Below are 14,995 nucleotides of genomic sequence, written 5' to 3'. Positions count from 1 at the left end.
AAGAATATCCTGATCTTCTAACCAATTTATGCAAACAACAAATAATTATGAAGAGGAGCGTAAAATAAATGAATGATCAAATCGTACAGTTTATCCGCCGAAATGGAATTTTGCTAGCAGGAGCAGGAGTAGCCTGTGGAGCACTCTTTTTTTGGAATACACAATCCGAGGAAGAGCAACCGGAAAGTGCAATCAATTGGACGGAAGAAAGTGAAGTAAAGAATGAGGAAGCTGAAAAGCTCACGACAGCAGAGCCTGAAGTAATTAATACTTATAAGGTTGATGTGAAAGGCGCCGTACAAAAACCTGGAGTGTATGAGTTTATAACAGGAGATCGAGTGACAGATATTATTCAAAAGGCAGGAGGATTTAAAAATGAAGCTGATAGTAAACAAGTGAATATGGCACAACTTGTTGAAGATGAGATGGTCATTTATATTCCAACTAAAGGAGAACAGGTGGATACCTCCAATCAAACGGTAGCGGAAAGCTCCGGAAATGTTGCAGCGGATCAAACAGATGGTACAATAAATTTAAACAAAGCGACATCTGAAGAATTGCAGGAACTTCCGGGAATTGGTCCAAGCAAAGCGACTGCTATTTTGCAGAAACGAGAAGAGCTTGGGTCATTTAAAAATGTGGAAGATTTAAAAGAAGTGACAGGTATAGGAGATAAAACATTCGAAAAGCTAAAGGAATTAATAACTGTAAAGTAATTAAATTTTTGTTAAAGTGTAGGAAAGTTCATTGGAGGAGAGAGAGATGGAACGTATTTCTTGGGATCAATATTTTATGGCGCAAAGCCACTTACTCGCATTAAGAAGTACATGTACGAGATTAATGGTAGGAGCTACAGTCGTAAGAGATAATCGTATTATTGCCGGTGGATACAACGGATCCATTGCCGGCGGTGTCCATTGTGTGGATGAGGGATGTTATGTTATTGACAATCATTGCGTTCGGACCATTCATGCTGAGATGAATGCCTTATTACAGTGTGCTAAATTTGGCGTACCAACTGAGGGTGCAGAAATCTATGTTACGCACTTTCCTTGTCTGCAATGCTGCAAAGCTTTAATCCAAGCTGGAATTAAAACAATTTATTATGCGGAAGCCTATAAGAATCATCCATATGCTGAAGAATTATTTGAGCAGGCAGGTGTACTCGTTAAACAAGTAATTGTCGATGAAAAATGGGTTGATTTCCATGATACAAAGAAAATGAACTTTGTCATGGATCTGATTAATGAGCTGAAAGAAAGAGGCGCTTCTGACTCGGAAATTGCTCGTTATATGGATGAGACGGCCCATTTATTCCCGCAATTTGACTGATATGAGCAATCGATTTTTATTTTATTGTGCTGTGATCACTATTTCAGCGGTTACAGCACCCATTTATTTCAATAAATTCTTCTTTCTTTTACTGGTCCTTTTATTTTGTGTTATCCTAAAAAGATTTTCGATTAAGCATTCTATAATCCTGTTTGTTATCTTCGCTATTTTCTACGCGCATAGCTCCTATTGGAACCATACAAATACCAGTCTCTTGACAGGGAAAGAAACCCAACTCCAAATCACTTTTTCTTCCTATCCTGAAATAAATGGGGACCGTGTTAGCGGCCTCGCAAAACTTTCAGATAAGGAAAATATCTGGATTACCTATCGATTGAATCATGAAGATGAGGCAAATGAACTTAATAATATGGTTCTTACCGGTAAAACCTTCCGTGTAACCGGTAAACTGAAAAAACCAACTCATGCGACAGTTGAGAATGGATTTGATTTTTTTAACTATTTAAGATTTAATAGAGCCCATTGGATATTGGATATAGAGAATAAAGAAGATATTTCCGGAGAAAACAGTAATTTGTTTGTGAAACTGGCTCAAATGAGAGAGGGTGAGTTAAAGCGAATTGACCAGTTGTATTCAGGTACCTCCGCCAGCTTTACTAAAGCGCTTATATTTGGAGAACAGGCGGATATATCGGAGGATTTATATAATCAATTTAAAGAGCTTGGGATTGTTCATATATTAGCCTTATCTGGAATGCAAGTTGCGTTAGTGACAGCTATTTTATTTTACGTCTTTTTACGGTTAGGTTTAACTCGTAGCCATACATACTTATTGCTGGCTTGTTTACTCCCTTTTTATGCGGTCATCACCGGGTTATCAGCGTCGATTGTCAGAGCATGCGTAATGGCTGCCGTATTTATGTTCGGTCAATTTTTCGGATTGCGTTTGACGGCTTTTAAAACAATAACGATTTGTTTAATGGGCTATTTACTCATAAACCCCTTTCAAGTATTCCAAATAGGCTTTCAGCTATCTTTCTTGCTGACGTATGGTTTGATACTTTCAACTAGAATTTTTCAGAGAAGGTATCATTCACCTGTTGTAAATCTGCTGGTTATGACGGCAATATGCCAAATGATTTCCCTTCCAATTATCCTCTATCATTTTTATGAAATTTCCCTCATTGGCTTCCTTTCCAACTTGATTTATGTTCCATTGTTTACCTATTTATTGTTTCCGCTAACCATTGGGGTTTATTTGTTTGTTCATTTGGGTGTTCTATCTCAACCTGCATTGCTGCTGCTGGACTCTATCTATCATTTATTGGAGAAATCTACTGCGTTTATGTCTGCTTTCCCTGTTACGACGCTGTTATTTGGAAAACCTCCCAATCTAATCTTGGCATTAATCGTACTTTGTTTTGTAACCATTTTAATTGTAATAGAGATCCGTTCGAAATGGCTATTCACAGTCTGCCTGATTACGTCTCTATTACTCTGTTATCAATATAATGATCAACGTTTTTCAAAGGAAGGGGAGATAACCTTTTTAGATGTGGGGCAGGGAGACTCTATTTTCATTCAATTACCTGCAAATGGTGGGACATATCTTATTGATACAGGTGGAGCCACTTTGTTTGGGAAAGAGGATTGGGCCTTGCAAAATGGGCAGTTCGATCCTGGAGAAGATATTATTTTGCCATTTCTAAAAAGTAAAGGGATTAAGGTGATTGATAAATTAATCCTTACACATGCGGATCAAGACCATGTAGGAGGCGCACTAGCTATCGCAGAAGCATTGGAGGTTCAGGAGATTTTGATTCCATTTGAACAACGTAAGGAGTTTTTGGAGACGGATATCATAAAAGAAGCAATTAATGATCAAATCCCCATTAAAGAAGTCCAAGCTGGGATGCGTTGGAGTACAGGGGACGCTAACTTCACCATTATTTCGCCGTTAGATAAAGTTGAAGAAAAGAATGAGTCTTCAGTTGTTATAAAAGCGCACATCAATCAAATAGATTGGTTGTTTGTCGGAGATCTGGGAGAACCCGGTGAAAGCATTCTTCTAGAAAATAAGACGGAATTGAAAGCGGATATATTAAAAGTGGGCCACCATGGCAGCAGAAACTCTTCTAAAGAACAGTTTATAAAAGCGGTTAATCCAAAAATAGCTGTGATATCGTCAGGTAGGAATAATCGTTTTGGGCACCCGCATGAGGAAGTCATTGAGTTACTTAATAATGAAGAAATTAGCATTTACAGAACGGATATGCAGGGCAGCATTCAGTATAAGTATAAGGTAAAAAAAGAAGGAACGCTTTCTACTCAAAGGCCATAGAATATGCTAAGAAATGAAAAACGGCCAAGAGGCCGCCTGAAAAATGAACTATTTACCGATTAATTGTATAACCATGGCGACAATAAACATTGTAGCGAAAAAACCAAATGATACAACAAATCCCACGATGGAATCTGATACGTCATTTGTCTTTGATTGTACATTCTTTTCAAACTCGTTCATTAATCCACCCCCCGACTACTTTTTTCAGTATAGAACATTTGGGTAAAAAAATCCACAATATCCAAATTTATATAAATTTATCCTTATATTTTACAAATAGATATTTCATAAAAAAAGAAAAATTTGAGTTGAGGTTGATCTATAGCGCTTTTTCGCTTTCTTGTTTGGCATTCCGGGACCGGCAAGAAGGCGTTGATATAGATTTTGGGAACCGGTTAATTTTTTCCGGTTCCTATTGTAATACTTGTCAAAATGGATGGCTACGATTAGGATGAAAGGAGCAAATTATAAACAGAGGCGATTATTGTGGTAGTAGATTTATGGAATACAATTAAAAGTAAACGGTTTAGTCCTGTCTATTTATTATATGGAGAAGAAGATTATTTTATAAAAAAGACAAAAGCATTAATCTGTGAGCATGCTTTATCAGCGGATGAAGCAGAGTTCAATTTGGCAACAGTTGATTTAGAGGAAACTCCTGTAGAATTAGCCATAGAGGAATTGGAGACTTTACCATTCATCGGGGAGCGCAGGGTTGTTATTTTACATAATCCTACATTTTTGACGGCTGAAAGAAAAAAAGAAAAGGTGGATCATGATTTAAAGCGATTGGAAAGTTATTTGACCAATCCTTCACCAACTTCGATTGCCATCTTTATTGCTCCATATCCAAAACTGGACGAGCGTAAGAAAATAACGAAGGAATTGAAACGTAATTCCGCCGTCCTGGAAGCGAAACCTTTATATGAAAAGGAATTATCTAAATGGATAATGGCAAATGCTAAATCTTTGGGAGTGAAAATCTCACCTGAAGCGGTGGAAACCTTATTATCTTTGACCGGGAACCATTTAATGATGGCGGCCGGAGAATTGGAAAAGCTTGCTTTGTATGCGACTGTCGAACAGGAAATTGACAAGGAAATGGTCAACAAACTTGTTCCGAAAAGCTTTGACCAGAATGTTTTTGATCTAGTTGATTACATTATGAATGGTCAGAAAAAAGAAGCTATTCTTTTATACAAAGAGCTATTGATATTAAAAGAAGAGCCTATTCGAATACTGGCTGCGATCGCTCGCCAATATCGAATTATTTTGCAGGTGAAAAAGTTATCGGGCCAAGGATATAGTGCCCAGCAAATCGCTTCTAAATTAAAAATGAGTCCTTATCCGGTTAAACTTGCCTTGAAGCGTGTAAATGATTTTTCTGAAATGAAGCTTATGCGTGCTCTGGCTGAATTGGCCGAACTTGACTTTAGAATGAAGAGTGGCGCCGGAGATAAAGAAATCCTTTTAGAATTGTTTATATTAAAATCTTAAATACGATCGAGCAGGTAAAAAGCGAAAGGTATCATGCTATTGCATGATACCTTTTTGTATGGATAATTCTATCTTTTAACGGTTATGAAGTTATTTTCTAGTAAAAGCCAGTTTTGAGGAAATGATAATCCCAATTTCCAATAGCTCATCCCCAGTAGATCCAATTCCTTTACAAGATTGAACTTGGCTTGAATGGACCTGGCATCCTCAAACCAAACCTCATGTTCTTTCCCGTCTGCATCCCGGTATCTAAAATAGGGAGCCTGTGCATTATTATCATATAGAATACGTGCGTTATTCCGCCGTGCAATGTCAATTGCCTGCTGGGGTGATACCGCTCTGGCCGTGGTGCCCTGTACGAACGGAAGTGTCCAATCATACCCATACAAATTTTGTCCCATCATTATTTTTCGTGAAGGAATCTCAGAAATTGCGTAAGTAAGTACCTGGCGAACAGGGCCTATTGGAGAAACTGCCTGGGCAGGTCCGCCGCTGTAACCCCATTCATACGTCATGATTAGAACCCAGTCTACTACTGCTCCTTGCGCCCTATAGTCATGTGCTTCATACCACTTACCTGTTTGGGTTGCACTTGTTTTTGGAGCCAACGCAATTGAAACCTGCCATCCTTGCGGTGAAAATCTTTCCTTTGCCCTTCTTAAGAAGTTTGTATAAGCTTCCCGATCTTCACCTCTAAGACTTTCAAAATCAAAATGAATATCTCTAAATCCTTGAGCTCTGGCAGTATCTTCAATGTTGGAAAGCAATTTATTTTGAATATCCGTATTGTTTAAAATAAGTGCACCTAATTCATCGCTGAATGCATCATTTTCTAAATTGGTCACGACCATGACCAGTACGTTATTATTTTCCCGAGCAATCGTCGGAAATTCACCCAAGGGAGGGGCTTTTAACGTACCGTCGCGTTGAACTTGATAGCTGAATGGCGATAAGTATGTAAGATGAGGTGCTGCAATCCTTGCTTGTTGTTCCAAATTGGGGGAAACAGTGTTTCCTCTTGGTTCCACATAGGCATTAAATTCAGCTTCGCGTCTAGGGATTGGAGGGATATACAGTCTCAACCCGACAGTTAATGGCGTGTTTAAAGAAATATTATTTATTTCTGCAAGTCGTTGAGCAGTCGTACCAAACCTCCGGGCAATTGTATATAGGCTATCTCCTGTCTGCACAAAGTAATAGCTCCCTGTAATCGGGATAACAAGTGCCTGACCTATAACCAAATCATTTGGATTTTCTAAGTCATTTGAAGAGATAATCTGTTCGGCTGTCGTGTTAAAGGTCTGCGCAATGGAATAAACACTCTCTCCTTGTCTGACAACATGTATTTGCATTCCTTATTCTCCTTTCAGTGTCTCTTTATTCAATGTATGTAGAGAAAGGAATAAGAATAACCAAAATGGCTATTGGCGCTAGTGAGATAGAAAACAGAAAGTTCTTTATTTGTTCACGTTTTTAACTTGAAAGTTTGCGAATTAATTCAATTTAGTATAACGAATAGATTATAATTTTATTAATGAATAGATTGTTGCATCGTTGAGGAGTGAAGTCATGTTGAGTAAGAAGAATATCATATTACACCCAATTACCTTTTTACGGATTTTGGGAATCATAGACGGGATTTCGTTACTCGTGTTATTGGGAATAGCTATGCCGCTTAAATATTGGGCGGATTTGCCTTTTGCCGTCACGATTGCCGGTTCCATTCATGGTGGGATATTTATAGGATATTTAATAGCTATAGCTTATACCCAAATTCGTATACAGTGGAATATTGGGTGGTCTTTATTGGCCCTATTAGTTGCGTTCATCCCGTTCGGTAATTTTTATTTTGATGTTTGGTTGAAAAAGAATCAATCATTTTACACTGTAAAGCCCTTTCCAAAGTTGTGGATTGTATATGCCATTATTATGTTTACGTTTATTGATCTATTTACACAGCTACCAGTTATGAGTACATATGCTACCTCACTTGGAGCAAGTGTAATGGTGGCAGGATTTGTTGTGGGAATGTATTCATTGACCAATACTTTCGGGAATGTACTTTCGGGAATTTTTACGGATAAATATGGAGTTTTTATTGTACTATGTACAGGCTTGCTTACAACAAGCGTTTCTTTACTGCTTTATAATTTCGTAAACGATGTGCCTGGACTGATTGTCGTGCGTTTCCTTCATGGTTTTCTTGGAGGATTAATTGTACCTGCTGCTTTTACATACTTAGCGAACCAAATGGATAGTAAGAAACAGGGAAGTCAAAGTGCAGTGACAGGTTCATTTATTGGATTGGCAGCCATTTGCGGCCCTGCGTATGGCGGTATTATGGCCAGCAAGACATCCGTGCCATTTGTTTTTACAACCATTGCTGTAGTTGGGATTGTTCTTTTGCTTGCCACGTTGTTGTTCTTGAGAACCCGTGCTGGATCGAAACAGCATAAAGCGGAGAATAGGGAAAAACTCATCTTCAATAAAGGAATCCTACAAGCTTATACGGGAGCATTCTTTTTAATGTTTTCGCAAGGGGCCCTTGCCTATTTATTGCCCTTACACGTTGATGTACTAGGTTATAGTTCACGGTTAAGCGGTACGTTAATGAGTATATTTGGAGTGGTGGCTGTTGCAATATTTATCTTGCCGACGAATAAATTCTTTGATCGAATTCCACCGTTAGTCAGTTTTTCGATTGGATTGGCATGCTTAGGAATCAGCCAAGTTTTACTGGGACAATCAAGTGAATTAATTGGCCTTTATTCTATCATGGTTTTATATGGGGTAGGATTTGCTTTCTTATTTCCTGCCATCAATTCATTATTGGTTCAATCGACTTCTGAGAGGATGCGTGGAAAGGCATATGGCTATTTTTATGCGTTATTTTCATTAGGGGTTGTGGCTGGATCTTCAGGTCTTGGTCTACTACCTGTTTCCATAACGGTGCAATTCAGCTTAATTGGAGTTATCCTGCTTGTTTGTGCAATGGTTATGTATGTGCAGGCAAAGCAACCGAAATCGGATACTGTAAAAGAGAGTGTTGAGGGATAAATAGAATCTTTAAGCAGGAGCTGTCAGGCTCCTGTTTTTTTATACGCCTAAAAAGCTTAGATTTTATATTAAATAAGTTGTCTTTAACTAACGGGCATTTAGCGGAAGAAGGATGTTGCTTATTTAGTGTCGAATTTAAAAGTTAATAAAGAAAAATGGGGATGGGTCTTATGAACAGAAAATACTTCTGGCTTTGGATTTCGTTGATTGCTATATTGGCATTTTTTACAGGAGAACTAGTTAATTTTATGATGCTCTTCTTAATTTTGCTTACCTTGATGGAGATAAGTGATGAGATTAAAAAGAGAAACGAACGTCCATAGTGTAAAAGTTATTAAGATTTTAAAAAGCTGAAAGAACAACAATATAAGGTCAACCAATTACCTTGGTCAACCTGATAATACGAAGGGTTAGGTTAGCAGAAAAAGGATATAAAATACTGCAAAAAAAGACGAAATTGGTGCCTTTTTATATTGGACCTATAATTGGAGTGGTTGATTTTTTGATTGGTAAAGCTTAACCAAGTATCAAACAAACAGGGCTATATAAAAGAACTTATAAGACTCGATATAATAAGCAATAATAAATAACAGAATCGCTTTTTCAGTCTGATTATATTCGAGGAGATGTTATAAATGCTTGGAGTTATTTTACTTTTGTTTTTGGGTTTGGTTACTTATCTATATGTTAAGCGCTCAAAAGAACGCGCAGTAAATCAAAATCAACAAACGGAGCTTGATACTGAATCAATGAAACTAGAAACTACACAGGGTGAAACCGTAATACAAGAGCATAAGCCCGTTAAACCTGTTGAACAATTAAAGCCGATTGAAAAGCCGAAACAAGAAACCGTTACAGTTACAATTCCTGATGGAACTACTAAGGAATATAATCTTAACTTAACACTTAATGACACCCATAGTTGCTTGATATCTGACGGCGGAAAAACTTATCATACACACGTTAATTGTTTTAAAAACTGGCCCGCAAAATATCAAGAAAATTTTGAGGGTTGGAAAGTAACAACAATAGATGAGGCAGAGAAAATGGGCTATAGAAAATGCAACTATTGTAATGAAGCTGATAGAACGGAATGGGACTATTACAAAGACGATAAACCCGTTAAAACATTCACTGTCACGCATAAGGATGAATATGCCATTACAGAGATCTATAACGTGGGTGATGAAGTAAATATGGACCATGATTTTGAGAAGGAAAAGGACACGTTAGAAATAGGCTTTGAGGAAATTTGTTATATGCCAAAAAGCGCAAGAGATTTCTTTGATGAAAATTACGGCAGTTACAAAATGTTTGTGTTAGATGTGTATGAAAATGACAATGGAAAAGTGAAGTTTAAGATTGGAATATTTGATGAATTAGGGGAGAATAATTGAATATAAAGTATTAAACCGCCTAATGATAGGCGGTTTTTGTTATATAAAAGGCGGGTTATCCTTGCTGGATTCTGTTTTGAAGTACGTAAATATTTTTCATCATATGACATAAAAAAAAACGACCCTCTAGAGGGTACGTTTCATTAAGCGTTTAGTTGGTTTACTTTTTTCATTAGACGAGATTTTTTACGAGCAGCAGCATTTTTGCTGATTAAGCCTTTAGTTGCAGCTTTATCAAGTCCTTTAACAGCAGCAACGATAGATTCGTTAGCAGTAGTAGCATCGTTAGTAGCGATAGCAGTTTCTACTTTTTTAACGGTTGTACGTACTGCATTTTTTTGAGCGATATTGTTAGCTCTAGCAGTTTCGTTAGTTTTAACGCGTTTAATAGCTGATTTGATATTAGCCATTCTATTCACCTCCAGAAGAACCGAGATTATGTCAACTCGATATTCTAATCAAATAACATTCACAACATATGATATTCTATCAAAATGTATGTCTTTATGCAATACTCAGATGCATCAAATCGAAAAAAACCATTAGAATAAATGGTTTTTCCTGTTAAGCATGGGATCTTTACATAATTAAAAGAATGAGAAAGAAGTAATAAGGTAAAAATACCTCTTATAGATCATTACAGGGGGTAATCGTTTGAATAAAGATTTAGATATGAGTCAGTATCAAGTTAGGACAGATCTAGCTATAGAGGCACGTGAACTGGCTATTCCACTCTCAGATGCTCCGAACAAATCTAATATTGAAGGAGTCATTTTAAAAGAGAAAGAAATGGACGGAATTAAATTATCGCATGTTGAAATAACAAAAGAAGGCGAAAAACAAGTAGGGAAAAAAGAGGGTTTTTATATAACTATGGAAGTTCAGGGGATTCGTGAACAGGATTCCGAGCTCCAAAAAAAAGTGGAAGCTGTATTTGCTAAACAACTGGCTTATCTAATCGAAAGAATGGGATTAACCTCAGAAGCGCATTGTCTTGTTGTTGGGTTGGGAAATTGGCATGTAACGCCAGATGCGCTAGGGCCGACGGTGACGGATAATCTGATTGTGACTAGACACCTTTTTAAATTTCAACCTGAAGCTGTTTCCAAAGGGTTTCGTCCGGTCAGCGCTATATCTCCGGGAGTTATGGGTGTTACGGGAATTGAAACAAGCGATATTATCAAAGGGATCGTAGGAAATATACAGCCAGATTTTATCATTGCAATCGATGCGTTGGCCGCTCGTTCGATAGAGCGTGTAAATACAACGATTCAAATTACAGATACCGGGATTCACCCCGGATCCGGCGTGGGTAATAAGCGGAAAGAACTTAGCAAGGAAACATTGGGAGTACCGGTTATCTCAATCGGTGTACCGACAGTAGTGGATGCCGTATCCATCACCTCAGATACGATTGATTATATTTTGAAACACTTTGGACGAGAGTTAAAAGAAGGAGACCGTCCTTCTCGTGCTCTTACTCCAGCTGGGATGACTTTTGGAGAGAAACGTAAATTAACGGAAGAAGATTTGCCTGAAGAGGAGCACAAAAAGACGTTTCTTGGTATTGTAGGTACACTTTCCGATGAAGAAAAGAGAATGCTGATACGTGAAGTGCTTTCCCCTTTGGGACATAATTTAATGGTTACGCCAAAGGAAGTCGATGTATTCATAGAAGAAATGGCAAATCTTATAGCTAATGGAATGAATGCGGCATTACATGAGGCAATAAATCAAGATAATACGGGCTATTACACACATTAATCTAGTTATGGTTCTAGTTACTCTATCAAAGCATACAATTTACTAGAATGCTTCCTGAAAGGGTGGAACCATGAAAGCCAAAAAAACTAGTTTTTTCGTAGTAGCACTTCAAGCAGCCACCACTATTCGTTTAATCATTTTCATTCTTATTACAATGATTGTACTTTTTTTGATAACTGGATTACTGACATCACTCAAACCGGAATATCGACCTAGCTCCGATTCGGTTAATGAAGCAGCCGGACAAGTTCCAGGGAAATTCTTGTACAAATATTTAGGGAAAGGGAATATGTATTTCCTACAATCCTACCCAGATGAAGAAACGGATTCAGTTACGACTCAAATATTTCAATCTTTAACAAATATTTCATTGAATGATCCGCGCAGTTTACTAGGTCATGAGTTACCGGGATATTCCTTGTTCGATGGAGAAATATTAGTAGCAGGCGAAGGAACCAATTATACAAATATGCCAATTGAATCTGGTCCATCAGAGGAAGCTATGGAAAAAGATACAGAGACTGAGGAGATTGTAAAGGAAGAAGAGCCTGAAAAGACGAATCCATCTCAATCTCCTCTACAAAAAACAAAAGAAGAAGTCATGTATATTTATTTTTCACATACAAGAGAATCGTACCTTCCTTTATTAAAAGGAGTAACTAATCCTGATTCAGCCTTTCATTCGAAAGCAAATGTAACGCTTGTGGGTGAAAAACTGAAAAAGTCTTTGGAAGCGAAAGGCATTCTGTCAAAGGTAGATAAGACGGATGTTAATGCCATATTGAACAAGAAAGGGCTGCAATATGGAAGTTCTTACAGCCAAGCTCGAAATCTGGTGGAAGAAGTAATAGCCACGGATAAAAATATCAAATATTTTATTGATGTTCATCGTGATTCACAGCGAAAAAAAGTGACGACCGTCACGATCGATGGCAAAGCATATGCTAGATTATGCTTCATTATTGGTGGCGAAAACCCTAATTATGAACAGAACTTAAAGCTGGCTAAGGAAATACACAAGAAAATCTCCGAGAAATATCCCGGTTTAAGCCGCGGGGTCTTTGAAAAAAGAGGCGCAGGAACGAATGGAAAGTTTAATCAGGATTTATCTGGAAATGCAATGTTAGTGGAAGCTGGCGGAGTAGACAATACATTAAATGAATTAAATGCATCAATGGACGTATTGGCGGGTGCATTGGCTGAGCACTATTGGAATGCCGAGTCTGTACAGGGGGAAGTGGCAGAATAAGTAAAGGAGATTGCTTGAGATGGGTAAATTTATTTTAAAAGTAAGTATGCTTTTTTTTCTCCTTCTCTTCGGGGTCATACTGGGAATGCAATTGGCTAATCAAAATATGAAAAAAATGCAAGGGTATGATGACCCCAAAATGTATGAAGCTTTTACAATCGATAAACAGGAGGATGGAGAGATTAATGCCACTGTTCTTGGAAACCAGGTATCTACAACTGACCTGGAAGAAAAGAAGAAAGAAATGGAAGAATGGAAAGCATTTAATGTTTTATCGAGTGCGGGGAAAGGAATATCTAATGCTTTTACTGGTCTATTCCAAGGAATGGCCGACATTATATCAGAGGAATAATGAGTGAATAGAGCTCGTACGGACCGCTTTTATACTCCGCGAGCTTTCTTTATTTGTATTTAATTCCCCTCATTTTTCCTAAACCGTTTACGGTTTGAATTTTTTTCTGCTATAATCAGTAATATCTGTGTTTGAAAGTAACAGGAGTGAACAGAATGAATAATCAGGAACGGCTAAAGAGACAAAGCAAGATCCGTAACTTTTCGATTATTGCCCATATTGACCATGGGAAATCGACCTTAGCGGACAGAATTTTAGAAAAAACCAATGCTCTAACGTCCAGAGAGATGAAGGACCAGCTTCTTGACTCTATGGATTTGGAAAGAGAGCGCGGAATTACAATCAAATTGAATGCTGTTCAATTAAAATACAAGGCAAAAGATGGTGAAGAATATATTTATCATCTAATTGATACTCCAGGACACGTAGACTTTACGTATGAAGTATCCAGAAGTTTGGCTGCCTGTGAAGGCGCTGTGTTAGTGGTCGATGCTGCACAGGGAATTGAAGCACAAACCTTGGCCAATGTTTATTTGGCCTTAGACAATGATTTAGAGATTTTGCCGATTATTAATAAGATTGATTTGCCGAGTGCAGATCCGGAACGTGTTCGAGGTGAAATTGAAGATGTGATTGGTCTGGATGCATCAGAAGCTGTCCTTACCTCTGCAAAAGCTGGTATCGGGATTGAAGAAATTCTTGAACAAATTGCAGAAAAAGTACCTGCTCCAACGGGTGATCCAGAGGCTCCTTTAAAAGCATTGATCTTTGATTCACTTTATGATGCCTATCGTGGAGTCGTTGTATCCATTCGTGTAATGGAGGGAACGGTTAAACCAGGCGATAAAATCAGAATGATGGCAACTGGTAAGGAATTTGAAGTTCTCGAAGTGGGTGTCCACACTCCAAAAGCAACATTATGCGATGAATTAACAGTGGGTGATGTTGGATTCCTGACTGCGGCAATTAAAAATGTCGGCGATACACAAGTCGGGGACACAATCACGAATGCCAAAAATGGCGCGACAGAACCATTACCGGGATATCGCCGTATGAATCCAATGGTTTATTGCGGTTTATATCCAATTGATACTGCAAAATTTAACGACTTACGAGAAGCGCTTGAAAAATTAGAGCTTAATGATTCTTCTCTGCAATATGAACCTGAAACCTCCCAAGCACTTGGATTTGGATTCCGTTGCGGATTCCTAGGGTTATTGCACATGGAAATTATCCAGGAAAGAATTGAACGTGAATTTAATATTGACTTGATTACGACAGCTCCGAGCGTAATTTATAAGGTTAAAATGACAGACGGCAGTGAGATTAATATTGATAATCCATCCAATATGCCTGATCCACAAAAGATTGAAAGTATTGAGGAGCCATATGTAAAAGCTACCTTGATGGCACCAAATGATTTTGTCGGTGCGATTATGGAGCTATGTCAATTGAAGCGTGGGAATTTCATCGATATGCAATATGCTGATGAGAACCGCGTGACAATTATTTATGAACTTCCATTATCCGAGATTGTTTATGACTTCTTTGATCAATTAAAATCAAATACAAAAGGATATGCTTCTTTTGATTATGAGTTAATTGGCTACCAAGAATCTAAACTGGTTAAAATGGATATCTTATTAAATGGTGAAACCGTTGACGCATTGAGCTTTATCGTTCATAGAGATTTTGCGTATGAACGTGGTAAGATTATTGTAGAAAAGTTGAAGGAGCTTATTCCTCGACAACAATTTGAAGTGCCTATACAGGCTGCAATCGGCAATAAAATTATTGCGCGTTCTTCAATTAAAGCAATGAGGAAGAATGTACTTGCAAAATGTTACGGTGGAGACATTTCACGTAAACGTAAATTATTGGAGAAACAAAAAGAAGGTAAAAAACGCATGAAGCAAGTTGGTTCTGTAGAAGTTCCACAAGAAGCGTTTATGGCTGTTCTGAAGATGGATGACTCCAATTCGAAAAAATAAAATATCAAATGAGCAGGCCAGACATTTTTGTTCTGGCCTCTATTTTATTAT

The 14,995-nt window shown here is 37.8% G+C and carries 14 protein-coding genes; 11 read left to right on the top strand and 3 right to left on the bottom strand.

Going from position 1 to position 14,995, the window contains the following annotated elements; translation table 11 throughout:
* The first annotated feature begins 68 nt into the window (after positions 1-68).
* Genes AC58NB_RS04530 through AC58NB_RS04520 form a run of 3 tightly spaced genes read left to right on the top strand, consistent with a single transcriptional unit; the run spans position 69 to position 3,634 of the window.
* Complete coding sequence (locus AC58NB_RS04530; protein ID WP_497425637.1) at positions 69-716, top strand: helix-hairpin-helix domain-containing protein; 648 nt, start codon at positions 69-71, stop codon at positions 714-716.
* A gap of 46 nt (positions 717-762) precedes the next feature.
* On the top strand, positions 763-1,332 hold the full coding sequence (locus AC58NB_RS04525) for a ComE operon protein 2 (RefSeq protein ID WP_497425636.1): 570 nt from the start codon (positions 763-765) through the stop codon (positions 1,330-1,332).
* Entirely contained in the window at positions 1,298-3,634 is a 2,337-nt protein-coding gene (locus AC58NB_RS04520) for a DNA internalization-related competence protein ComEC/Rec2 (RefSeq protein WP_497425635.1), read from the top strand. Before AC58NB_RS04525 ends, AC58NB_RS04520 begins: the two co-directional genes overlap by 35 nt.
* A 48-nt stretch (positions 3,635-3,682) precedes the next feature.
* Here AC58NB_RS04520 and AC58NB_RS04515 read toward each other — a convergent pair whose 3' ends face one another.
* On the bottom strand, positions 3,683-3,817 hold the full coding sequence (locus AC58NB_RS04515) for a YqzM family protein (RefSeq protein ID WP_497425634.1): 135 nt from the start codon (positions 3,815-3,817) through the stop codon (positions 3,683-3,685).
* 306 nt (positions 3,818-4,123) lie between these two features.
* Here AC58NB_RS04515 and holA point away from each other — a divergent pair, with 306 nt between their 5' ends.
* Positions 4,124-5,134 (top strand): DNA polymerase III subunit delta, encoded by a 1,011-nt coding sequence (holA, locus tag AC58NB_RS04510; RefSeq protein ID WP_497425633.1) that lies wholly within the window; start codon positions 4,124-4,126, stop codon positions 5,132-5,134.
* 68 nt (positions 5,135-5,202) lie between these two features.
* On the opposite strand, the gene AC58NB_RS04505 is transcribed toward holA, so the two are convergent.
* Positions 5,203-6,486: a glycoside hydrolase family 18 protein gene (locus AC58NB_RS04505; RefSeq protein ID WP_497425632.1), complete on the bottom strand. Its 1,284-nt coding sequence runs from the start codon at positions 6,484-6,486 to the stop codon at positions 5,203-5,205.
* Positions 6,487-6,703: 217 nt separating this feature from the next.
* On the opposite strand from AC58NB_RS04505, the gene AC58NB_RS04500 reads away from it, so the two are divergent.
* The 3 genes from AC58NB_RS04500 (at position 6,704) to AC58NB_RS04490 (ending at position 9,588) form a co-directional block, all read left to right on the top strand.
* On the top strand, positions 6,704-8,191 hold the full coding sequence (locus AC58NB_RS04500) for an MFS transporter (protein ID WP_497425631.1): 1,488 nt from the start codon (positions 6,704-6,706) through the stop codon (positions 8,189-8,191).
* 170 nt (positions 8,192-8,361) lie between these two features.
* Positions 8,362-8,514, top strand: coding sequence for a hypothetical protein (locus AC58NB_RS04495; protein WP_497425630.1), 153 nt, complete (start codon positions 8,362-8,364; stop codon positions 8,512-8,514).
* 312 nt (positions 8,515-8,826) lie between these two features.
* Complete coding sequence (locus AC58NB_RS04490; RefSeq protein WP_497425629.1) at positions 8,827-9,588, top strand: hypothetical protein; 762 nt, start codon at positions 8,827-8,829, stop codon at positions 9,586-9,588.
* A 143-nt stretch (positions 9,589-9,731) separates the two neighbouring features.
* On the opposite strand, the gene rpsT is transcribed toward AC58NB_RS04490, so the two are convergent.
* Positions 9,732-9,998 carry a 30S ribosomal protein S20 gene (gene rpsT / locus AC58NB_RS04485; RefSeq protein ID WP_497425628.1) on the bottom strand — a complete coding sequence of 89 codons (267 nt, stop codon included), beginning with the start codon at positions 9,996-9,998 and terminating at the stop codon, positions 9,732-9,734.
* 262 nt (positions 9,999-10,260) lie between these two features.
* Between rpsT and gpr the strand changes: the two genes are divergently transcribed.
* The 4 genes from gpr (at position 10,261) to lepA (ending at position 14,944) form a co-directional block, all read left to right on the top strand.
* Positions 10,261-11,352 carry a GPR endopeptidase gene (gene gpr, locus AC58NB_RS04480; protein WP_497425907.1) on the top strand — a complete coding sequence of 364 codons (1,092 nt, stop codon included), beginning with the start codon at positions 10,261-10,263 and terminating at the stop codon, positions 11,350-11,352.
* Between the two features lie 70 nt (positions 11,353-11,422).
* On the top strand, positions 11,423-12,601 hold the full coding sequence (spoIIP, locus tag AC58NB_RS04475) for a stage II sporulation protein P (protein WP_497425627.1): 1,179 nt from the start codon (positions 11,423-11,425) through the stop codon (positions 12,599-12,601).
* A 19-nt stretch (positions 12,602-12,620) separates the two neighbouring features.
* Complete coding sequence (locus AC58NB_RS04470; RefSeq protein WP_497425626.1) at positions 12,621-12,953, top strand: DUF3679 domain-containing protein; 333 nt, start codon at positions 12,621-12,623, stop codon at positions 12,951-12,953.
* A gap of 155 nt (positions 12,954-13,108) precedes the next feature.
* Positions 13,109-14,944 carry a translation elongation factor 4 gene (gene lepA / locus AC58NB_RS04465; protein WP_497425625.1) on the top strand — a complete coding sequence of 612 codons (1,836 nt, stop codon included), beginning with the start codon at positions 13,109-13,111 and terminating at the stop codon, positions 14,942-14,944.
* The last annotated feature ends 51 nt before the right edge of the window (positions 14,945-14,995 follow it).

This window comes from Pradoshia sp. TA40_28 (assembly GCF_059694525.1).
This window is presented reverse-complemented; position numbering and strand designations above follow the sequence as displayed.

What these genes read in the sequence shown, in the direction of transcription:
- AC58NB_RS04530 (WP_497425637.1), top strand. Translation starts at nt 69, where the DNA reads ATGAATGATCAAATCGTACAGTTTATCCGCCGAAATGGAATTTTGCTA.
- AC58NB_RS04525 (WP_497425636.1), top strand. Translation starts at nt 763, where the DNA reads ATGGAACGTATTTCTTGGGATCAATATTTTATGGCGCAAAGCCACTTA.
- AC58NB_RS04520 (WP_497425635.1), top strand. Translation starts at nt 1,298, where the DNA reads ATGAGACGGCCCATTTATTCCCGCAATTTGACTGATATGAGCAATCGA.
- AC58NB_RS04515 (WP_497425634.1), bottom strand. Translation starts at nt 3,817, where the DNA reads ATGAACGAGTTTGAAAAGAATGTACAATCAAAGACAAATGACGTATCA.
- AC58NB_RS04505 (WP_497425632.1), bottom strand. Translation starts at nt 6,486, where the DNA reads ATGCAAATACATGTTGTCAGACAAGGAGAGAGTGTTTATTCCATTGCG.
- AC58NB_RS04500 (WP_497425631.1), top strand. Translation starts at nt 6,704, where the DNA reads ATGTTGAGTAAGAAGAATATCATATTACACCCAATTACCTTTTTACGG.
- AC58NB_RS04495 (WP_497425630.1), top strand. Translation starts at nt 8,362, where the DNA reads ATGAACAGAAAATACTTCTGGCTTTGGATTTCGTTGATTGCTATATTG.
- AC58NB_RS04490 (WP_497425629.1), top strand. Translation starts at nt 8,827, where the DNA reads ATGCTTGGAGTTATTTTACTTTTGTTTTTGGGTTTGGTTACTTATCTA.
- rpsT (WP_497425628.1), bottom strand. Translation starts at nt 9,998, where the DNA reads ATGGCTAATATCAAATCAGCTATTAAACGCGTTAAAACTAACGAAACT.
- gpr (WP_497425907.1), top strand. Translation starts at nt 10,261, where the DNA reads ATGAGTCAGTATCAAGTTAGGACAGATCTAGCTATAGAGGCACGTGAA.
- spoIIP (WP_497425627.1), top strand. Translation starts at nt 11,423, where the DNA reads ATGAAAGCCAAAAAAACTAGTTTTTTCGTAGTAGCACTTCAAGCAGCC.
- AC58NB_RS04470 (WP_497425626.1), top strand. Translation starts at nt 12,621, where the DNA reads ATGGGTAAATTTATTTTAAAAGTAAGTATGCTTTTTTTTCTCCTTCTC.
- lepA (WP_497425625.1), top strand. Translation starts at nt 13,109, where the DNA reads ATGAATAATCAGGAACGGCTAAAGAGACAAAGCAAGATCCGTAACTTT.